14 protein-coding genes and 1 tRNA gene are annotated in these 15715 nt (G+C 68.9%); 3 read left to right on the top strand and 12 right to left on the bottom strand.

Annotation, left to right across the window (positions count from 1 at the left end; genetic code table 11):
• Window positions 1-30: 30 nt before the first annotated feature.
• The 9 genes from rpoB to ACZ4N4_RS41975 all read right to left on the bottom strand — a co-directional run bounded on the left by rpoB (window position 31) and on the right by ACZ4N4_RS41975 (window position 9538).
• Entirely contained in the window at window positions 31-3516 is a 3486-nt protein-coding gene (gene rpoB, locus ACZ4N4_RS42015; RefSeq protein ID WP_450754155.1) for a DNA-directed RNA polymerase subunit beta, read from the bottom strand.
• A 556-nt stretch (window positions 3517-4072) separates the two neighbouring features.
• On the bottom strand, window positions 4073-4456 hold the full coding sequence (rplL, locus tag ACZ4N4_RS42010; protein WP_093499670.1) for a 50S ribosomal protein L7/L12: 384 nt from the start codon (window positions 4454-4456) through the stop codon (window positions 4073-4075).
• Between the two features lie 124 nt (window positions 4457-4580).
• Entirely contained in the window at window positions 4581-5111 is a 531-nt protein-coding gene (rplJ, locus tag ACZ4N4_RS42005) for a 50S ribosomal protein L10 (protein WP_351748947.1), read from the bottom strand.
• A gap of 295 nt (window positions 5112-5406) precedes the next feature.
• A complete protein-coding gene (locus tag ACZ4N4_RS42000) occupies window positions 5407-6267 on the bottom strand; it encodes an SCO4651 family lipoprotein (protein WP_467599089.1) in 861 nt (286 codons plus the stop codon).
• Window positions 6268-6626: 359 nt separating this feature from the next.
• Window positions 6627-7352 (bottom strand): 50S ribosomal protein L1, encoded by a 726-nt coding sequence (gene rplA, locus ACZ4N4_RS41995; protein ID WP_453574705.1) that lies wholly within the window; start codon window positions 7350-7352, stop codon window positions 6627-6629.
• Window positions 7353-7433: 81 nt separating this feature from the next.
• Window positions 7434-7868, bottom strand: a complete 435-nt coding sequence (gene rplK, locus ACZ4N4_RS41990) for a 50S ribosomal protein L11 (RefSeq protein ID WP_132857189.1) — start codon at window positions 7866-7868, stop codon at window positions 7434-7436.
• A gap of 236 nt (window positions 7869-8104) precedes the next feature.
• Window positions 8105-8989, bottom strand: coding sequence for a transcription termination/antitermination protein NusG (gene nusG / locus ACZ4N4_RS41985; RefSeq protein WP_467599086.1), 885 nt, complete (start codon window positions 8987-8989; stop codon window positions 8105-8107).
• Window positions 8990-9069: 80 nt separating this feature from the next.
• Window positions 9070-9357, bottom strand: coding sequence for a preprotein translocase subunit SecE (gene secE / locus ACZ4N4_RS41980; protein ID WP_453574701.1), 288 nt, complete (start codon window positions 9355-9357; stop codon window positions 9070-9072).
• Window positions 9358-9465: 108 nt separating this feature from the next.
• Window positions 9466-9538: transfer RNA gene (locus ACZ4N4_RS41975), tRNA-Trp, on the bottom strand.
• Window positions 9539-9800: 262 nt separating this feature from the next.
• Here ACZ4N4_RS41975 and ACZ4N4_RS41970 point away from each other — a divergent pair.
• Window positions 9801-11027: a pyridoxal phosphate-dependent aminotransferase gene (locus tag ACZ4N4_RS41970; RefSeq protein WP_453574699.1), complete on the top strand. Its 1227-nt coding sequence runs from the start codon at window positions 9801-9803 to the stop codon at window positions 11025-11027.
• Window positions 11028-11159: 132 nt separating this feature from the next.
• Window positions 11160-12200 carry an adenosine deaminase gene (locus tag ACZ4N4_RS41965; protein WP_453574697.1) on the top strand — a complete coding sequence of 347 codons (1041 nt, stop codon included), beginning with the start codon at window positions 11160-11162 and terminating at the stop codon, window positions 12198-12200.
• Window positions 12201-12294: 94 nt separating this feature from the next.
• Here the strand turns inward: ACZ4N4_RS41965 and ACZ4N4_RS41960 are convergent, their stop codons facing one another.
• On the bottom strand, window positions 12295-12963 hold the full coding sequence (locus ACZ4N4_RS41960; protein WP_467599082.1) for a hypothetical protein: 669 nt from the start codon (window positions 12961-12963) through the stop codon (window positions 12295-12297).
• Window positions 12964-12981: 18 nt separating this feature from the next.
• A complete protein-coding gene (locus ACZ4N4_RS41955; RefSeq protein WP_467599079.1) occupies window positions 12982-13605 on the bottom strand; it encodes a TetR/AcrR family transcriptional regulator in 624 nt (207 codons plus the stop codon).
• Between the two features lie 170 nt (window positions 13606-13775).
• Between ACZ4N4_RS41955 and ACZ4N4_RS41950 the strand changes: the two genes are divergently transcribed.
• Window positions 13776-14405 carry an NAD(P)-dependent oxidoreductase gene (locus ACZ4N4_RS41950; RefSeq protein ID WP_467599076.1) on the top strand — a complete coding sequence of 210 codons (630 nt, stop codon included), beginning with the start codon at window positions 13776-13778 and terminating at the stop codon, window positions 14403-14405.
• 60 nt (window positions 14406-14465) lie between these two features.
• On the opposite strand, the gene ACZ4N4_RS41945 is transcribed toward ACZ4N4_RS41950, so the two are convergent.
• Window positions 14466-15521: a UDP-N-acetylmuramate dehydrogenase gene (locus ACZ4N4_RS41945; RefSeq protein ID WP_467599073.1), complete on the bottom strand. Its 1056-nt coding sequence runs from the start codon at window positions 15519-15521 to the stop codon at window positions 14466-14468.
• Window positions 15522-15715: the final 194 nt, after the last annotated feature.

The raw sequence follows: 15715 nt of genomic DNA, 5'->3' as shown, positions 1-15715 counted from the left end.
CACGGTGGCGAGGCCCCTACCGGACTCCCGTCAGACCTCTTCGACGCTGCTCGGCTCGCGCCGGGACAGGTCGATACCGAGCTCCTCCGCAGCGCGGAAGACGTCCTCGTCGGTGTCACGCATCTCGATGGACATACCGTCGCTGGACAGCACCTCCACGTTCAGGCAGAGCGACTGCATCTCCTTGATGAGGACCTTGAAGGACTCGGGGATGCCGGGCTCGGGGATGTTCTCGCCCTTGACGATGGCCTCGTAGACCTTCACGCGGCCGGTGACGTCGTCGGACTTGATGGTCAGCAGCTCCTGGAGGGCGTACGCGGCGCCGTAAGCCTCCAGCGCCCACACCTCCATCTCGCCGAACCGCTGGCCACCGAACTGGGCCTTACCACCCAGCGGCTGCTGGGTGATCATCGAGTAGGGGCCGGTCGACCGGGCGTGCAGCTTGTCGTCGACCAGGTGGTGCAGCTTGAGGATGTACATGTAGCCGACCGAGATCGGGTCCGGGAACGGCTCACCGCTACGGCCGTCGAACAGCCGCGCCTTGCCGGACGGGAGGACCAGGCGGTCGCCGTCGCGGTTCGGGATGGTGTGCTGCAGCAGACCCGCCAGCTCGTCCTCGCGGGCACCGTCGAACACCGGGGTGGCGACGTTGGTGCGCGGGGCGACCTGGTCGGCGCCGATGACCTGGAGACGCTGGGCCCACTCGTCGGCGAGGCCGGAGACGTCCCAGCCGCGGCTGGCGAGCCAGCCGAGGTGGATCTCCAGGACCTGTCCCGGGTTCATTCGGGACGGGACACCCAGCGGGTTGAGGATGATGTCGACCGGGGTGCCGTCCTCCAGGAACGGCATGTCCTCGATCGGCAGGATCTTGGAGATGACACCCTTGTTGCCGTGCCGGCCGGCCAGCTTGTCACCATCGGTGATCTTGCGCTTCTGCGCCACGTACACGCGCACCAGCTGGTTGACGCCGGGCGGCAGCTCGTCGCCCTCCTCGCGGTCGAAGACGCGGACGCCGATGACCTTGCCGATCTCGCCGTGCGGGACCTTCAGCGAGGTGTCACGGACCTCACGGGCCTTCTCACCGAAGATCGCGCGCAGCAGGCGCTCCTCCGGGGTCAGCTCGGTCTCACCCTTGGGCGTGACCTTGCCGACGAGGATGTCACCGGCGACGACCTCGGCACCGATCCGGATGATGCCGCGCTCGTCGAGGTCGGCGAGGACCTCCTCGGAGACGTTCGGGATGTCCCGGGTGATCTCCTCGGGGCCGAGCTTGGTGTCACGGGCGTCGACCTCGTGCTCCTCGATGTGGATCGAGGAGAGGACGTCGTCCTGTACGAGGCGCTGCGACAGGATGATCGCGTCCTCGTAGTTGTGACCCTCCCACGGCATGAACGCCACGAGCAGGTTCTTGCCGAGCGCCATCTCGCCGTTCTGGGTGGCGGGACCGTCGGCGAGCACCTGGCCCGTGATGATCCGGTCGCCCTCGTTGACGATGACCTTCTGGTTGACCGAGGTGCCCTGGTTGGAGCGGGAGAACTTGGCCAGCCGGTAGGTGATGTAGGTGCCGTCGTCGTTGGCGGTGGTGACGTAGTCCGCGGAGACCTCCTGGACCACACCGTCCTTCTCGGCCTTGACCACGTCGCCGGCGTCGACGGCGGAGCGGTACTCCATGCCGGTGCCGACGAGCGGGGACTCGCTCTTGATGAGGGGCACGGCCTGACGCATCATGTTCGCGCCCATGAGGGCACGGTTGGCGTCGTCGTGCTCGAGGAACGGGATCATGGCGGTCGCGACCGACACCATCTGGCGCGGCGAGACGTCCATGTAGTCCACGTCTTCACCGGCGACGTAGTCGACCTCGCCGCCACGGCGGCGGACCAGGACGCGGTTCTCGGAGAAGCGCATGTCGTCGTTGAGGCCGGCGTTGGCCTGCGCGATGACGAATCGGTCCTCTTCGTCGGCGGTCAGGTAGTCCACCTCGTCGGTGACCTGGCCGTCGACGACCTTGCGGTACGGGGTCTCAACGAAACCGAACGCGTTGACCCGGCCGTAGGAGGCGAGCGAGCCGATCAGACCGATGTTCGGGCCTTCGGGGGTCTCGATCGGGCACATACGGCCGTAGTGCGACGGGTGCACGTCACGGACCTCGAAGCCGGCCCGCTCACGGGAGAGACCACCCGGGCCAAGAGCCGACAGACGGCGCTTGTGGGTGAGACCCGACAGCGGGTTGTTCTGGTCCATGAACTGGGACAGCTGGCTGGTGCCGAAGAACTCCTTGATGGAGGCGACGACCGGCCGGATGTTGATCAGGGTCTGCGGCGTGATCGCCTCGACGTCCTGGGTGGTCATGCGCTCGCGCACGACGCGCTCCATACGGGCCAGACCCGTACGGACCTGGTTCTGGATGAGCTCGCCGACGCTGCGCAGACGACGGTTGCCGAAGTGGTCGATGTCGTCGGTCTCGACGACGATCGAGCCACCGCTGTCGCCGACCGTCTCGGTCTCGCCCGCGTGCAGCTTCACCAGGTACTTGATCGTCGAGATGATGTCCTCGACGGTCAGGATGCCGGCGTCCAGCGGGGCGTCCGCGCCCAGCTTCTTGTTGACCTTGTAGCGGCCGACCTTGGCGAGGTCGTAACGCTTCGGGTTGAAGTACAGGTTCTCCAGGAGCGTCTGCGCGGCCTCGCGCGTGGGGGGCTCGCCCGGACGCAGCTTGCGGTAGATGTCGAGCAGCGCGTCGTCCTGGCCCTGGGTGTGGTCCTTCTCCAGGGTGGCGCGCATGGACTCGTACTCGCCGAACTCCTCGAGGATCTGCTCGGTGGTCCAGCCGAGCGCCTTGAGCAGCACGGTGACCGACTGCTTGCGCTTGCGGTCGATACGGACACCGACCATGTCGCGCTTGTCGATCTCCATCTCCAGCCAGGCACCCCGGGACGGGATGATCTTGGCCGAGAAGATGTCCTTGTCGGACGTCTTGTCGATCGAGGAGTCGAAGTAGACACCGGGCGAACGGACCAGCTGCGACACCACGACACGCTCGGTGCCGTTGATGACGAAGGTGCCCTTGTTCGTCATGAGCGGGAAGTCGCCCATGAAGACCGTCTGGGACTTGATCTCACCGGTCTCGTTATTGGTGAACTCCGCCGTGACGAAGAGCGGGGCGGCGTACGTGAAGTCGCGCTCCTTGCACTCGTCGATGCTGTTCTTCGGCGGCTCGAAACGGTGGTCGCGGAACGTCAGCGACATCGACCCGGAGAAGTCCTCGATCGGGGAGATCTCCTCGAAGATCTCCTCCAGACCGGACTTGGTGGGGACGTCCTGACCGGACTCCAGAGCCTCCTCGACCCGACTCTGCCAGGCGGTGTTGCCGAGCAGCCAGTCGAAGCTCTCGGTCTGCAGCGCGAGCAGGTTGGGAACCTCGAGAGGCTCCTTGATCTTTGCAAAGGAGATGCGCAGCGGGGCGGTGCTGGCGCCGTTGTTCGTATTCGCGTTCGAGGCAGTGCGCGAGGCGGCCAAGAGGGGGTCCTTCCGAGGGCTCGGACTCACTACGCGCTCCCCGGTCCCTTCCCGGACACAGAGACAGAAACCCCAAGTCAGAGGAGGTTCGGTCGTCGGCATTCGGGTGAGGGCAGACCCCTGGTGACGGGCAGGGGACAGCTAACAGGCAGCGCAAAGGGTCAGTGTAGCCACTCGGCACACTGATGTCCAGTCTCCATTTTCTGAGACCCTCATCATCGTCAACGCCTGCGTCACATGCCTGCCTTCAGCGCACGTTGATACTGCCCTCTTCGTCGCCGATCCATGCCTCGGATTCGGACCGTTCTGGCGACGCGTCCTGAGAATTGCGCGCTGCGTGCGGTTCGTCAAGGCCCCCCTGCGCAAACCCGGTGCGCCAGGGACACGACGAAGATCACCATACCCCCCGCCGGAGCGGGTGCAAGGCAACCGTGGTCGGCCTCCCAGGAACGCCGAAGAGCGACCACCCGGATGGATGATCGCTCTTCGCGGTCCGCGCGTTACAGCCCCGGAGGACGTGTTTCAGCGCACAGAGGTCTGGTCGACCTCAGAGGCCTTACTTGACCTCGACGGAGGCGCCGGCGCCCTTGAGGGACTCGGCGGCCTTCTCGGCGGCGTCCTTGGCGACCTTCTCGAGGACGGGCTTCGGGGCGCCGTCCACGAGGTCCTTGGCCTCCTTCAGGCCGAGCGAGGTCAGCTCACGCACGACCTTGATGACCTGGATCTTCTTGTCGCCGGCACCGGTGAGGATGACGTCGAACTCGTCCTTCTCCTCCTCGACCGGGGCGGCGGCGGCCGGACCGGCCGGGCCCGCGACGGCAACCGCGGCGGCGGCGGTGACGTCGAACTTCTCCTCGAACGCCTTCACGAACTCGGAGAGCTGGATGAGGGTCATGCCCTCGAACTCGGCGAGCAGTTCGTCCTGGGTGAGAGCCACGATGGCTTTCCTTCCACTAATTTCGGCTGGTGCCGGGATGTACATGTCTGGCGGGCGTACGTTCGGCCCGCTAACGACCTCTGCCTCGGGCGGGGAGCCTCAGGCGGCGGTCATTTCGGGAGCCGAATTACTCGGCACCGCCCTGCTCGTCCTGCTTGGCACGGAGCGCGTCCACGGTGCGGACGAGCTTCGAGGGAAGCGCCTGGAAGAGCTGAGCAGTCTGCGTCTGCTTGCCCTTCATGGCGCCCGCCAGCTTGGCGAGCAGAACCTCGCGGGACTCGAGGTCCGCAAGCTTCTTGATCTCGTCGGCGGACAGCGCCTTGCCGTCAAGGACACCGCCCTTGATGACGAGGTTCGGGTTGTCCTTGGCGAAGTCACGAAGACCCTTCGCCGACTCCACCGGGTCACCGGTGACGAAGGCGACCGCCGTCGGACCGTTGAACAGGTCGTCGAGCGTCGAGATCCCGGCCTCGTTGGCCGCAATCTTGGTCAGCGTGTTCTTCACCACGGCGTACTGGGCGTTCTCACCGAGCGAACGACGCAGCGTCTTGAGCTGCGCCACGGTGAGACCCCGGTACTCGGTCAGCACGGCGGCGTTCGAGCTGCGGAACTGCTCCGTCAGCTCGGCTACCGCGGCAGCCTTGTCGGGCCTTGCCATAGAGCGTCGGCCTCCTTCCGGGTGATGAGGACCGCTCAGAAGGGGCTGGGGAAAACGAAACGCCCCGGCGCAGGCGCACGGGGCGTAGCTCGACCGATCACACACACCTGAGCGTGTCTCCCGGGAGCACTTCCACAGTCACCTGCGCGGGTCGTCCGCTGTTCAGCGGATCCTTCGGCCGCCGCGCCCTCTTACGAGCACACGGCAACGACCAGCGGTCTTTGGCTTCGTTAGGAGAGTACGGGACCGGTGCGCTGTCGAGCAAATCCGGCCCTACGACGCTGCTGTGCGGGGCTCAGGAGGCGGTGCCGCCCTGCTTCTTCAGGAGCGTTCTGAGGTCCTCGGTGTCGCCGGCCGGGGGCCGCTCGGCGGTGACCCGCACGCCGTAATCGCTGTAGTAGGCGGTCTGGGTCATCGCGCCGTTCGCCGTGGCGGCCTTCTCGACCTTCTTGACCAGCAGGTCCTTGTCGTCGACCCAGATGTCGACGGTCTCGGCGCCGACGCCGGCCTGGGCGAGTTGGTCACGCAGCTCGCTCTGGCCGCTCAGGTCGGAGACGCTCACCGTGCCCGAATAGTGGGTGGTGTGCACGCCGGAGACCTGTTCCTCGCCCGTCCTGCGTACGTCCCCGGAGGCGAGCAGCAGTCGTACCGACCGGTTGGGCGTGGTGTTGCGCATCAGATCGGTCATCACCGCGCCCGAGCCGCCGCCCAGGGTGGCGAGGTAGTCGTAGGGGTACTTGATCCAGTGCTTGCCGCCCAGCCGGCGGGCGAAGGCGGGGCCGACCTTGGCGTAGTAGGCGTCCTGGAGGTAGCGGGTCTCCAGGGACGTGGAGTCGAGGCTGCGCATCAGGTCGGCGGTGCTGCCGCCGGTGTAGGTGATGGTGAGCGTGCCGGTGAGGCCGTCCGTCCAGCCGAGGGCGCCCTCGGCCTTCGTGGACATCAGGGAGCCCAGGGCCGTGGTGGAGCGGACCCGCACCGACCGGGCCCGGTGCGTGGACCGCTCGGCGGAGCGCAGGGCGGTGAGGGTGCGGGCCTGAGGGGCGGTGCCGCTGCCCTGAGGGTCCGGGCCGGACACGGAGGTGCAGGCGGCCGCCCCGGTCAGCGTGGTCGCCACCGCGATCGCCACACCCGCCCGGCGCACCCTCGACCTCGTCATCTCGGCCCACCCCCCTGCGAGTCCCCCCGCACCCCTGACGCTAACCCAGGCCACCGACGGCCGTCGCGGAAGCCCACCGAAGGCCGGAGCGGCACACCCGGGAGAACGGGCCGGGCCCCACACCGGAAAACGGACCGGACCCGTACCACCGGCCCCGCGCCGGAACGGGACGGACCCGTACCGGGAAACGGCACGGGCCCCGCACCGGAAGAAGGACCGGGCCCGTACAACCGGACCCGTACCGGCAACGGACCGGACCCGTACCGGAAAACGGGACGGGCCCCGCAACCCTCTCGGGTTGCGGGGCCCGTCCTGGTGCTGACGCGTCCCAGACGCGGCTACCGGACCGAGCGCGGGGCTCAGACGGCGGCCGGGTCCTCCTCGGTGAGGAGGTTGCGGGTGCGGTTCGAGTCGACCGGGATGCCGGGGCCCATCGTGGTGCTGATGGCGGCCTTCTTGATGTAGCGGCCCTTGGCGGCGGACGGCTTGAGACGGAGGATCTCCTCCAGCGCGGCGCCGTAGTTCTCCACCAGCTTGTCGTCGTCGAAGGACGTCTTGCCGATGATGAAGTGCAGGTTCGAGTGCTTGTCGACGCGGAACTCGATCTTGCCGCCCTTGATCTCGGTCACGGCCTTGGCGGTGTCCGGGGTCACGGTGCCGGTCTTCGGGTTGGGCATCAGACCACGCGGGCCGAGGACGCGGCCGAGGCGGCCGACCTTGCCCATGAGGTCCGGGGTGGCGACGACGGCGTCGAAGTCCAGACGGCCCTTCGCCACCTCGTCGATCAGTTCGTCGGAGCCGACGATGTCGGCGCCCGCGGCACGCGCGGCCTCGGCACGGTCACCGGTCGCGAAGACCAGGACCCGGGCGGTCTTACCGGTGCCGTGCGGGAGGTTCACGGTGCCACGGACCATCTGGTCGGCCTTGCGCGGGTCGACACCCAGGCGGAAGGCGACCTCGACGGTGCCGTCGAACTTGGTCGTGGAGGTCTCCTTGGCGAGACGGACGGCCTCGAGCGGGGCGTACAGCTTCTCCCGGTCGATCTTCTCGTCCGCAGCGCGAAGGGCCTTGCTGCGCTTGCTCACAACTTGCTCCTGTGGGTTCTGAAGGAGTCGTGGTGTACGGGCCGAGCAGGCCCTACCACGGTGGTTCTACGAAGGTGGGGTTCAGCCCTCGACCGTGATGCCCATGGAACGGGCGGTGCCGGCGATGATCTTCGACGCGGCGTCCAGGTCGTTGGCGTTCAGGTCGGGAAGCTTGGTCTGGGCGATCTCCCGGACCTGCTCCTGGGTGATCTTGGCGACCTTGGTCTTGTGGGGCTCGCCGGAGCCCTTCTCGACACCAGCGGCCTTGAGGATCATCTTCGCGGCCGGCGGGGTCTTGGTGACGAAGGTGAAGGAGCGGTCTTCGTAGACCGTGATCTCGACCGGGATGACCCAACCGCGCTGCGACTCGGTCGCGGCGTTGTAGGCCTTGCAGAACTCCATGATGTTGACGCCGTGCTGACCGAGCGCGGGGCCGACCGGCGGGGCCGGGTTCGCCGCACCGGCGTTGATCTGGAGCTTGATAAGCCCCGTGACCTTCTTCTTCTTGGGAGGCATAGCTCTCCGGGTCCTTTCCATTCGGGTCCTGCCCACACCCGGGGACCACCCGGACACAGGCATACCGCACAACGATAACGGGTATGGATGCGCGGCCAAAAACGAGGAGGTCAGGGGGCTCACTCCGGAGCCGACCCTGACCTGTCCTTCTTAGGGGCGCGGGGCCGCATTGACATGCGGCTCCGCCGCGCGGGCGCGAACAAGCCCCACCGGCCCGCGGTCGACGACCGAACGACTCAGTTCTTCTGAATCTGATCGAACGAAAGCTCGACAGGCGTCTCACGCCCGAAGATCTCCACCAGACCCTTGACCTTCTTGGAGTCGGGGTTGATCTCGTTGATCGTCGCCTGCAGCGTGGCGAACGGACCGTCGGTCACCGTCACCGAGTCGCCCACCTCGAAGTCCAGCACCTGGACCTCGACCTTGCGCTGCGGCACCGGCTTGCCCTCGGCCTCCGCCGCCTCGCGCGCCGCCTTCTCCTCGGCCTCCGGCGCGAGCATCTTGACGATCTCGTCCAGGGTCAGCGGGTAGGGGTCGTAGGCGTTGCCGACGAAGCCGGTGACACCCGGGGTGTTGCGGACGACGCCCCAGGACTCGTTCGTCAGGTCCATGCGGACGAGCACGTAACCGGGCAGCTTGTTCTGCTTGATGGTCTTGCGGTCGCCGTTCTTGATCTGGACGACCTCTTCCTGCGGCACCTCGGCCTGGAAGATGTAGTCCTCGACGTTCAGCGAGACGGCGCGCTGCTCCAGGTTGGTCTTCACGCGGTTCTCGTAGCCGGCGTAGGTGTGGATGACGTACCACTCACCCGGCAGCAGACGCAGTTCCTCGCGGAGCGCCTGGACGGGGTCGACCGGCTCGGCGGGCTCTTCCTCGGCGGCCGCTTCGGCCTCGTCGGCGTCTTCCTCGGCAGCCGCTTCGGCCTCTTCCGCGTCGAGGGCCTCGTCCTCGTCCTCGACGTGGACCGCGGCCTCCTCGGCCGGCTCCCCCAGTTCGGCCTCTGCAGCCTCGAACTCGTCCTGCTCGTCCGCGCCCTCGACGATGTCGAGCTCGTCGTCGACCGTCTCGGCCGCCTGCCCGCGGGGCTCGGTGGCGTCGTCGTTCAGGTTCGGGTCAGACACGATGGCTGCTTCTTCCTGGATACATAGGGGTGGAACATGCGAAAACGGGCGCCGGTACCACGGCGCCCTTCGCTCTGTGCTCAGCCGAAGACGTACTTGGCAGCGTGGTTGAGTCCATAGTCAATCACGGTCACCAGAGCGATCATGATGGCGACGAAGAAGATCACCACGGTGGTGTACGACGTCAGCTGGTTACGAGTCGGCCAGACGACCTTGCGGAGCTCCGCGATGATCTGGCGGTAGAAGGTGGCAAGGCGCTTCAGCGGGCCCTTCTTGGCACGCTTACCGCCCTTGCGGGCCCTCTTCTTGGACTCCGACAACTCGTCCTGGGCATCAGGCGTATCGATGGAGCCCACGGCGTCCGTCATTCATCCTCACCTGATCCCGGGTCGTGGCCGTGCCGCGCCCGGTTCCTGAGCCGCACGGCGGTGCAATGCTTGTACGTACATGCGCACACATCCTGGCGGTGTGTGTAGCAGGGCCGGAGGGACTTGAACCCCCAACCGCCGGTTTTGGAGACCGGTGCTCTACCAATTGAGCTACGACCCTTTGCTGTGTCCCCCAACGTACCGCATCCGGCCGAGTGCTCGGAGTGCACCCGCTCGGTCGCGCCTGCTGAAGGCCAACGAGGAGAGAGTGTACGTGGTCCACGGCGCCGCGTCGAACAGAAAGTGGCAGTCCGGGACGACCGTACGGAAGATCGTCCTGGCCGGGGCCGGGATCCGCACGCTTGTTCACGGTCCGGCCCGTGGTTGTTCAGTCTGTGAAACCGGCGTGCCAGGCAGGTTTCCGGTCTGAAACGATGGGACCCATGAGCGCTGCAACCCCTCCCACCGAGCGCCGGGTCTCCGCCCGAGTCGGCGCGATCTCCGAGTCCGCCACCCTCGCCGTGGACGCCAAGGCCAAGGCCCTGAAGGCCGCCGGGCGCCCGGTGATCGGCTTCGGCGCCGGTGAGCCCGACTTCCCGACCCCGGACTACATCGTCGACGCCGCGATCGAGGCCTGCAAGAACCCGAAGTACCACCGGTACACGCCGGCCGGCGGTCTGCCCGAGCTGAAGGCCGCGATCGCCGCGAAGACGCTGCGCGACTCCGGCTACGAGGTGGACGCGAGCCAGGTCCTCGTCACCAACGGCGGCAAGCAGGCGATCTACGAGGCCTTCGCCGCGATCCTGGACCCGGGCGACGAGGTCATCGTCCCCGCCCCGTACTGGACGACGTACCCGGAGTCGATCCGTCTCGCCGGCGGCGTCCCGGTGGAGGTGGTCGCGGACGAGACGACCGGCTACCGCGTCTCCGTGGAGCAGCTGGAGGCGGCGCGCACGGAGAAGACGAAGGTCGTGCTCTTCGTCTCCCCGTCCAACCCGACCGGCGCGGTCTACAGCGAGGCCGAGACCGAGGCGATCGGCCGCTGGGCCGTCGAGCACGGCCTGTGGGTGCTGACCGACGAGATCTACGAGCACCTCGTCTACGGCGACGCGAAGTTCACCTCGCTGCCGGCGATCCTGCCCGAGCTGCGTGACAAGTGCGTCGTCGTCAACGGTGTCGCCAAGACGTACGCGATGACGGGCTGGCGGGTGGGCTGGGTCATCGGCCCCAAGGACGTCGTCAAGGCGGCCACGAACCTCCAGTCGCACGCCACCTCGAACGTCTCCAACGTGGCCCAGGTCGCCGCCCTGGCCGCCGTCTCCGGCGACCTGGCGGCCGTGGCGAAGATGCGCGAGGCCTTCGACCGGCGCCGCAGGACCATCGTGCGGATGCTCAACGAGATCGACGGCGTGGTCTGCCCGGAGCCCGAGGGCGCCTTCTACGTGTACCCGTCGGTCAAGGCGCTGCTCGGCAAGGAGATCCGCGGCAAGCGCCCGGCCTCCTCGGTGGAGCTGGCCGAGCTGATCCTCGAGGAGGCCGAGGTCGCGGTCGTACCCGGCGAGGCCTTCGGCACGCCCGGTTACCTGCGGCTGTCGTACGCGCTCGGCGACGAGGACCTCGCCGAGGGCGTGAGCCGGATGCAGAAGCTGCTGGCCGAGGCGCAGGACTGACCCACTTTCCGCGCTCCACGCGCGCGTGCGGGCCGTTTCCCTACCGGGAGGCGGCCCGTTCACGTGTGCGAGCAAGGCCACTAAAGGGGAATCGGCTACCGGTACGGCGGCCGCGTACGGCAGGATCCTGGAATGGAGCACGTACGTGATGTCTCTGAGCTGCCGAAGGCTCATCTGCATCTGCACTTCACCGGTTCGATGCGGCCGGCGACCGTCCTGGAACTGGCCGACAAATACGGCGTACACCTTCCCGAGGCGCTGACCGACGCTCTGACCAGCGGCGAGCCACCAAGACTGCGGGCCACCGACGAACGCGGCTGGTTCCGCTTCCAGCGGCTGTACGACGCCGCGCGCTCCTGCCTGAGAGAGCCCGAGGACATCCGGCGACTGGTCCGCGAGGCCGCCGAGGAGGACATCAAGGACGGCTCGGGCTGGCTGGAGATCCAGGTGGACCCGACGTCGTACGCCCCCAGGCTGGGTGGGCTGATCGCGGCCCTTGAGATCATCCTGGACGCAGTGGAGACGACGTCCCGGGAGACGGGCCTCGGCATGCGCGTCCTGGTGGCCGCGAACCGTATGAAGCACCCGCTGGACGCGCGCACGCTCGCGCGGCTGGCCGTGCGGTACGCGGACCGGGGCGTGGTCGGCTTCGGGCTCTCGAACGACGAGCGCCGGGGCATGGCACGGGACTTCGACCGGGCGTTCCACATCGCCCGCGAGGGCGGGCTGCTGGCGGCCCCGCACGGCGGCGAGCTGACCGGGCCGGCGTCGGTGCGGGACTGCCTGGACGATCTGCACGCCTCGCGGATCGGGCACGGCGTGCGGGCGGCGGAGGACCCGAGGCTGCTCAGGCGGCTGTCGGAGCGGGGCATCACCTGCGAGGTGTGTCCGGCCTCCAACGTGGCCCTGGGCGTCTACGAGAAGCACGAGGACGTCCCGCTGCGCACGCTCTTCGAGGCGGGCGTCCCGATGGCGCTGGGCGCCGACGACCCGCTCCTGTTCGGCTCCCGCCTGGCCGCCCAGTACGACATCGCGCGCGTGCACCACGGTTTCACGGACGCCGAACTGGCGGAGCTGGCCCGGCAGTCGGTACAGGGGTCGGCGGCGCCGCAGGACGTGAAGGCGAGACTCCTGGCAGGCGTCGACGAGTGGCTCGCCGCGCCGGTGTCCTGATCGGGGTCTTCGCCAAGGCCTTCGCCGAGGCCCTGGTCGGCGTCTTCGCCAGGGCCTTGGTCGGGTCTTCGTCAGGGCCTTGGTCGGGTCTTCGTCAGGGCCTTCGGAAGTGGGTGTACGGCGGGTACGCCTTGAAGCAGACCAGCACCTCGACGGGGTGCCCGCCGCCGGGCGGCTGTCGCAGCCCCCACAGCCCCGACAGCAGTGCCGAGTGTCCCTCGGCCACCCGCTTCTGCCGGGGCCCCCAGCCGGCCGTGTAGGCCAGGGACATGGCGGTCTCGGCGAAGGCGTCCCGGCCGCCGAAGAGGAAGAAGGTGTTCGCGTGGGTGGTGTGCCGTAGCTCGTCCCGGCGGTCGTGGTGGCGCCACCGCGCGCGCCAGGCGGCGGCGTCCCGCGCGGTGCGCGCCTCGTCGGTGCGGACGGTGAGCGGGACGCCGCCGTGCCGCAGCCGCCGGCGCAGCCCGGGCCACTGCGAGGCGCGCAGGCCGAGCGGGCCGTGGGCCAGGACGAGATCGACGAGCGGCCCCTGCCCCTCGTCGGGCGGTACCCCGTCCCGCAGCGGCACATGGACGATCGTGTGCGGTGAGTGGGCGGCGAACGAGAACAGCCCGGCGAGCCGGTTGAGCCCGTCGTGGTCGCCCATGAGGGTGCCGACGGGCGCGGGTTGGCGCAGGGAGGTGTGGCGCAGGGGCTGTCGGGGCTGGACGACCCGGTACTCGTGCGGGCCGGTGCGGGGCCGGAACTCGCGGAGTCTCAGCTGCATGGGGGGTGCCTCATGGCATCAGGATCGCGGGCGGCCCGGATCCTCGGCAACGGAGATTCCGTCGAGCAGGGTGCGGACGAGCCGGGCGGCGAACGTGTCCACCGGCGGGCGTTGGCCGGTCGGGGTGGCCTCGAAGGCGAAGACGCGCTGGACGCAGGCGCCGAGCAGCAGGGAGGCGGCGGCGAAGGTGTCGGCGTCCTGGCGGATCTGGCCGGCGGCCTGTTCGGCGCGCAGATAGGCGTCGAGGGCCTGGATCGGCACGTGCGGGCCGGCGCCGATCGTCCGCAGCTGCTCGTCGAGCCGGTGTTTGAGCTGTTTCTCGGCGTAGAGGGAGGCGGCGATCGGGAAGCTCTCCTCGTAGAAGAGCGCGGCCTGGTGCGCGATCCGGGTGAGGTTCTCCTTCAGGGAGCCTCGGCCGGGTTCGTGGGAGAGCTCGCCGAGCAGCGGGACCAGCCGGGGCAGCCGCTCGGACAGGACGTGCACGAACAGCTCTTCCTTGCTGGGGAAGTACTTGTAGAGCGCCGCCTCGGAGCAGCCGGCCGCCCTGGCGATCTCCTTGGTGGTGGTGCGGGCGAGCCCGGCGGTGCGCATCAGTTCGTGAGCGGCGTCGAGGATGCGGACGCGGGCCGGTTTCTGCTGCATGACGCCCAAGGATCACATGCCCTTTCCTGCGGGTGCGACGGATGTCCCGAAGAGCCTTGACGGGTAGGTGAGTGCTTACCCACTCTAGAGACGAGCAGTGGTGAGTGAATACTCACCCACCTCTTGGCGCACGCCTGCGCACGCGTACACATGAGCACACGGGAGCGGTCATGAACCTCACTGTCTTCGGCGCGACCGGCGGGATCGGCCGGGAGATCGTCCGCCAGGCGCTGGCGTCCGGTCAGCGGGTCACGGCGGTCGTCCGCGACCCCGCCAGGCTGACCGTGACCGGCCCCGGCCTGGAGGTGGTCCGCGCGGACCTCGGCGACGCCGAGGCGGTCCGCCCCGCGGTCGCCGGCCGGGACGCGGTCCTGTCGGGTCTGGGCCCGCGCGGCCGGGGGGACGCCGGGGTCGCCGCCCGCCTGACCCGCACGGTCCTGGCCGCGATGCAGGCCGAGGGGGTGCGGCGCCTGGTCGTGGTCAGCGCGGGCCCGGTGGGACCGGAACCGGCCGACGGACTCCTGGACCGCACCGCGCGCGGCCTGGTCGGCAGGATCCTCAAGCCGGTCTACGACGACCTGCGCGAGATGGAGGCGGAACTGTCCGGCAGCGGCACCGACTGGACGTCGGTGCGCCCGCCCCGCCTTCAGGACAAGCCCCTCACCGGCACCTACCGCACGGTGATCGGCGGCTTCCCGGCGAAGGGCCGTTTCATCGCACGGGCGGACGTGGCCCACGCGATGCTGTCGATGATCGAGGACGCGGCCACGGTGAAGCAGGGAGTGGGAGTGGCGTACTGAAGCGGCCCGCGAGAGGCGGTGACCGCACCGATTACGCTCCCGCACCCTTCAGTACGGCCGCTACAGGCTCACGCCCACGGTCACCGGCTCGTTGACGAGCGTCACCCCGAACGCCTTGTGGACCCCGGCGACGACTTCCCGCGCCAGCTCCAGCAGGTCCTCGGTCGTGGCCCCGCCCCGGTTGGTCAGCGCCAGCGTGTGCTTGGTGGAGATCCGGGCCGGCCCGCTGCCGTACCCCTTGCCGAACCCGGCCTTGTCGATCAGCCAGGCCGCCGAGGTCTTGGTACGCCCCTCCCCCGCCGGGTAGGCGGGCGGCTCGGCGCCGTCCCCGAGCCGCTCGCGCACGCGCGCGTGGAAGTCGGCGAGCTGCTCGTCCGTGAGGATCGGGTTGGTGAAGAAGGAGCCGGCCGACCAGGTGTCGTGGTCCTCGGGGTCGAGCACCATCCCCTTCCCGGCGCGCAGTCCGAGCACGGCCTCGCGCGCGCGGGCCAGCGGCGCCCGGTCCCCCTGAGCCACTCCGAGCGCCCGCGCGGCCTCGGCGTACCGCACCGGCGCCGACAGCCCGCCGGCGTCCTCCAGCCCGAAGCGCACGCGCAGGACGACATAACGCTCGGGGTCGGCCTTGAACCGGCTGTGCCGGTACGAGAAGGCGCACTCCTCGTTGGCCAGCGTCACCGTCTCGCCGGACCGCCGGTCGTAGGCGACGACCTCGGTGATGGTCGAGGAGACCTCCTGGCCGTAGGCCCCGACGTTCTGGATGGGCGTGGCGCCCGCGGACCCCGGGATCCCGGCGAGGCACTCGATGCCCGCGAGACCCGCCTCGACGGTGCGGGCGACCGCGTCGGTCCATACCTCGCCGGCCGCCAGCTCCAGCGTCGTACCGCGCGCTTCGAAGCCGGTGGTGGCGATGCGCAGGGCGGTGCCGTCGAACCCCTTGTCGCCGATGACCAGGTTCGAACCGCCGCCGATGACCAGCAGCGGGGTCCCGCTGTCGTCGGCCTCGCGGACGGCGGCGATCACCTCGGCGTCGGTGGTCGCGGTGACCAGCCGGGTGGCGGGGCCGCCGAGCCGGAAGGTGGTGAGGGGGGCGAGGGGGGCGTCGTGGAGTTCCTGCACGCGCCCAAGACTACGAGACGTCACCGACACTCCCTCCGCGCTCCCTCCGCGCTCTCCCCGTCACGAGCCGCACGCGCGCGTGGGGGGGAAGGGGGGAAGGCGAGAGAGAAGAGGGAGGGTGCCCCCCCGTGGGGGGGAGGGACGAAAAAAAGGGGGTAGGGAGAAAGGATGGCCTTTGAAGAGTGGAGCTTGTT

This window comes from Streptomyces sp. NPDC026538 (assembly GCF_055567535.1).
The sequence above is the reverse complement of the archived record's forward strand: the minus strand, read 5'-3'. Positions and strand labels throughout refer to the sequence as shown.

Bases quoted from the DNA above. Each gene is read 5' to 3' on its own strand.
- rplJ (WP_351748947.1), bottom strand. From the start codon at position 5,111: ATGGCAAGGCCCGACAAGGCTGCCGCGGTAGCCGAGCTGACGGAGCAG.
- ACZ4N4_RS42000 (WP_467599089.1), bottom strand. From the start codon at position 6,267: ATGACGAGGTCGAGGGTGCGCCGGGCGGGTGTGGCGATCGCGGTGGCG.
- rplK (WP_132857189.1), bottom strand. From the start codon at position 7,868: ATGCCTCCCAAGAAGAAGAAGGTCACGGGGCTTATCAAGCTCCAGATC.
- secE (WP_453574701.1), bottom strand. From the start codon at position 9,357: ATGACGGACGCCGTGGGCTCCATCGATACGCCTGATGCCCAGGACGAG.
- ACZ4N4_RS41970 (WP_453574699.1), top strand. From the start codon at position 9,801: ATGAGCGCTGCAACCCCTCCCACCGAGCGCCGGGTCTCCGCCCGAGTC.
- ACZ4N4_RS41965 (WP_453574697.1), top strand. From the start codon at position 11,160: ATGGAGCACGTACGTGATGTCTCTGAGCTGCCGAAGGCTCATCTGCAT.
- ACZ4N4_RS41960 (WP_467599082.1), bottom strand. From the start codon at position 12,963: ATGCAGCTGAGACTCCGCGAGTTCCGGCCCCGCACCGGCCCGCACGAG.
- ACZ4N4_RS41955 (WP_467599079.1), bottom strand. From the start codon at position 13,605: ATGCAGCAGAAACCGGCCCGCGTCCGCATCCTCGACGCCGCTCACGAA.
- ACZ4N4_RS41950 (WP_467599076.1), top strand. From the start codon at position 13,776: ATGAACCTCACTGTCTTCGGCGCGACCGGCGGGATCGGCCGGGAGATC.